Source organism: uncultured Veillonella sp. (assembly GCF_900545205.1).
In the GTDB taxonomy this organism is placed as follows: Bacteria; Bacillota; Negativicutes; order Veillonellales; family Veillonellaceae; genus Veillonella.
The window spans coordinates 1-4,100 of record NZ_UQYC01000109.1 but is presented as its reverse complement, the minus strand read 5'-3'; the positions used below and the strand labels follow the sequence as shown (position 1 = coordinate 4,100).

Annotated in this window: 4 protein-coding genes; 3 read left to right on the top strand and 1 reads right to left on the bottom strand. The window is 38.9% G+C overall.

Translation table 11 applies throughout. The annotated features are described in order from the left end of the window. Positions 1-1,204: pyruvate formate lyase family protein (locus tag QZR70_RS08585; protein ID WP_295794524.1), on the bottom strand; the 1,204-nt coding region annotated here is incomplete at its 3' end. A 376-nt stretch (positions 1,205-1,580) separates the two neighbouring features. Between QZR70_RS08585 and QZR70_RS08580 the strand changes: the two genes are divergently transcribed. The 3 genes from QZR70_RS08580 to QZR70_RS08570 form a co-directional block, all read left to right on the top strand. After that, positions 1,581-2,447, top strand: coding sequence for a DMT family transporter (locus QZR70_RS08580; protein ID WP_295794521.1), 867 nt, complete (start codon positions 1,581-1,583; stop codon positions 2,445-2,447). A 243-nt stretch (positions 2,448-2,690) separates the two neighbouring features. Further along, positions 2,691-3,713: a methionine ABC transporter ATP-binding protein gene (locus QZR70_RS08575; RefSeq protein ID WP_295794520.1), complete on the top strand. Its 1,023-nt coding sequence runs from the start codon at positions 2,691-2,693 to the stop codon at positions 3,711-3,713. Continuing rightward, positions 3,713-4,100, top strand: a 388-nt coding sequence (locus tag QZR70_RS08570) for an ABC transporter permease subunit (protein ID WP_363661714.1), incomplete at its 3' end; no start/stop codon positions are given. The genes QZR70_RS08575 and QZR70_RS08570, both read left to right, overlap by 1 nt.

Below are 4,100 nucleotides of genomic sequence, written 5' to 3'. Positions count from 1 at the left end.
CATCACCAGAGTTAGGACGCATCAAGTCGTCATTTTCGTATTGGATGGAAGATGTTTCGATGGACAATTTCGCACAGAAGCGGCGGAAGCCGATAGGCATGCGAGGGGACCACAATACAGTGAGGTTTGGTTCTGGAGCAGGACCAAGGTTAGTCAATGTATGTAGGTAACGGAAGGACATTTTGGAAACCAATGTACGACCGTCAGTACCCATACCACCGATAGATTCAGTAGTCCAAACAGGGTCACCTGTGAACAAATTATTGTATTCATGGATACGTGCGAAGCGAACCATACGCAATTTCATGATGAAATGATCTACGAATTCTTGGATTTGTTCTTCTGTATATGTACCATTGCGAAGGTCACGTTCTGCGTAGATGTCGAGGAATGTAGAGTTACGGCCGATGGACATAGCAGCACCATTTTGCTCTTTAATAGCGCCAAGGTAGCCGAAGTAGATCCATTGCATAGCTTCTTTAACGTCTTTAGCTGGTCCAGAAATGTCGTAACCATAAGACGCAGCCATTTCTTTTAATTCTTTCAAGGAACGAATTTGTTCTTGGATTTCTTCGCGGTCGCGAATTACATCTTCCAGCATATCGCCCATTGTGATGCTGAATTGTTCTTTTTTGTCTTCGATAAGGTAATCAACACCGTACAACGCGATACGGCGATAGTCACCGATGATACGGCCACGGCTGTAAGCATCAGGTAAACCTGTTACGATATGAGCTGTACGAGCAGCACGCATTTCTGGTGTATATACATCAAATACGCCGTCATTGTGAGTTTTACGATGTTTTCTGAAGAAGTCTTCTGTTTGCGGATCCATTTTGAAGCCGTATTCTTCAATAGCGGATTTCGCTGTGCGCAAGCCACCATAAGGGAACATAGCGCGTTTTAACGGTTTGTCAGTTTGCAAACCAACGATTGTTTCAAGGTCTTTGTCGATATATCCTGGCGCATGGGCAGTAATGTGTGTGGCCACGGAAGTATCGGCATCGAGCATGCCGCCTTTTTCACGTTCTTCTTCGTAAAGCTTCATTACTTGGTCCCATAATTTTGTCGTTCTTTCTGTAGGACCAGCAAGGAAGGAGTCGTCCCCTTCATAGGGGATATAGTTTCTTTGAATAAAGTCGCGTACATCAACGGCTTTATCCCACACACCTGTGTTAAAATCTTTCCATGCAGTATGTTGCATTTTGCACCTCCATAAAAGGATATAACTATAGATTTCTATGCCTATAGTGTACAATGTTTGTTTCGATTTCACAAATTTTAAATGATATATATTTTCAATACATGCCATGCGATTTTCGTAAGAATAGTTCTTATTTAAAATTCTACAATAATAGGTTTATCATTTAAAATCCAGTAATTATAACGTTTAAGTTGGTAAAAATGGAGGTGTGTACCTGGAATTTTGATTTTTGTATTATCTTTAAATAATGAAAATTTATATCAATAAATAGAAAGTATTCGATATAGTGTGATGTACATTCTTGGAATACTAGGGCCTTAATATGGTAATATTTAGATAGTATTGATTTAGGAACTACGTAGAAAGGTGGATGCTAATGACAAATCGAATGAAAGCTATCTTAGGGGCATCTGCTACCATTGCCGTATGGGCTACGGCGTTCCCTTTTGGAAAAGTGGCATTGCAATCTGTAGACGCCTTGACCCTATCTGTAGCAAGGGTTGTAGGTGGTGCTATACTCATGCTGATTATTGGTGTATTCAAAGGTTTACACATTCCTACATCTTGGCGTGAGTGGGGCGTATATATTTTATTAGGCGCTACAGGGAACTTCATTTACCAAGTTGTGTTTAACGAAGGCTTACGAACAATACCGGCAGCAACATCGAGTATTATTATGGCATTAACGCCGATGGTAACGGCACTGATGGCATTGATTGTTTATAAAGATAGAATACGACCTATTGGGTGGCTTTTCACTGTAACAGCCTTTGTAGGTGTAGCGGTTATTATTCTTTGGAACTCAACCTTAACGATTCCTATGGGCGCCATATGGACGTTGATAGGGATGGTACTATTTGCAGTTTATAATATTCTGAATCGCGGACTTAGCTTGAAAGGGTATAACTCCATCACTATTGCCATGTGGTCCATGTTTACCGGTGCTATTATGGCATTGCCATTTGCAGATCACGCTATTGATATGATTGGAGCCGCACCTATTAGTGCAAAGCTTGCTATGTTGTACTTAGCATTCTTCTCTAGTGCATTAGGATTTGTATTCTGGAGCTATGCCTTTGAACATGCCGAAAAGGTGTCTGATGTAACTAATTTTATGTATATCTCGCCGATTGTGGCAGCTATAGTAGCAGCCTTTTTATTAGGCGAAATACCAAATATGGGCCTCTATATTGGGGCACCTGTTATTTTAGGATCCTTATATCTCTTTAATCGATATAGATAAGTTAATTTTGTTAGAGTCTGAATCATCTAGATTTGATGTAAAAGATATAAAAATAGGGATATAAACCCTTATAATATAAGCGTTATATAAAAGAGAACCTTAACCTATTGATGGGTAAGGTTCTTTTTTGTTTGACAGTCCTTATAAATTGTAGTAATCTAAGTACATAATTAAAACATACCTTAAAGATATGTTTTAAGTTAAGATTAATTCCTACTATCTTGTAGGGAAAGAGGTGGTACAGTGATTGCTATACGAAATGTAACGAAAGAGTTTGACGTTAATAAGCAAAAGGTTACTGCATTATCTGATGTAAACTTTACCATAGAAAAAGGCGATATATTTGGCATAATTGGCTTCAGTGGAGCTGGTAAATCTACACTGCTTCGCATGATTAATGCCTTAGAGGTATCTACCTCTGGTCATGTTGAAATAGATGGTGTGAATATCAATGGCTTAAGTTTTAACGAGCTTAGAAAGGTGCGTAAGCGCATCGGCATGGTATTTCAACAGTTCAATTTGTTGAATGCTAAGTCTGTATATGATAATGTGGCGATTCCATTAATTCTAAATAAGGTTCCTAAATCAGAGATTGATAAGAAGGTTAAAACCTTGTTAGACTTTGTTGATTTAGGGGATAAAGCAAATGCCTATCCAGGTGAATTATCAGGTGGTCAAAAGCAGCGCGTTGGCATTGCCCGTGCGTTAGCTACAGATCCATCGATTCTTTTATGCGATGAAGCAACAAGTGCTCTTGATCCAGATACGACAGAGTCTATTCTTCAATTATTGGAGCGCGTTAATCGTGAACTTGGGGTAACAGTTGTTATCGTCACTCATGAGATTGATGTAATTCAAAAAATTTGTAACCGCGTTGTGGTTATGGAACATGGAAAGCTTATAGAGAGTGGCTCTGTACTTGAGGTGTTTAGTAAACCTAAACATGAAACAACTAAACGATTTGTACGTACTGTAATTCCTGATGAAATTCCATCAACAGTGAAACATACCTTGGCTTGTGATAAAAGGCCATATACAATTCTTAAGATGCACTTTTTAGGAAATAATACGACCGATAATGTTCTATATCATATTAATAAAACATTTGATTTGGAAACAAGTGTATTATTCGCTACCGTAACAGAGCTAGAGCATACAGTACTTGGTATTTTTATTGTTCAGTTTATTGGCGACGATCTTGAGGTGGGCAAGGTGAAAGAGTATCTTGTGACACAAGGTATTGAATGGCAGGAGGTGACACTATAATGGACTTCTTCATGCAAGAACTTGGTGTTCCAGGTTCGCAGTTATTACTAGCTGCAGAACAAACATTATACATGGTGTTCCTATCTCTATTCATTGGTACCGTACTAGGGCTGATTATCGCAGTGACACTGGTGGTAACAAATCCGAATGGTATTGTTAAAAATAGCATTGTTTACACCATTACAAATACAATTGTTAATATTGTGCGTTCCGTCCCATTTATCATCTTGATGGTGTTTATCTTACCATTAACAAAGATGATTGTTGGTACTCGGGTTGGTACAACGGCGGCCATCGTACCGCTTGTTATATTCATTGCGCCTTATCTTGCGCGACTCTTTGAAAACTCTATTTTAGAGGTTAATAAAGGCATTATCGAGGCTGCAC

Excerpts from the sequence above, each read along its gene's own strand:
- QZR70_RS08580 (WP_295794521.1), top strand. The coding sequence starts at position 1,581 with ATGACAAATCGAATGAAAGCTATCTTAGGGGCATCTGCTACCATTGCC.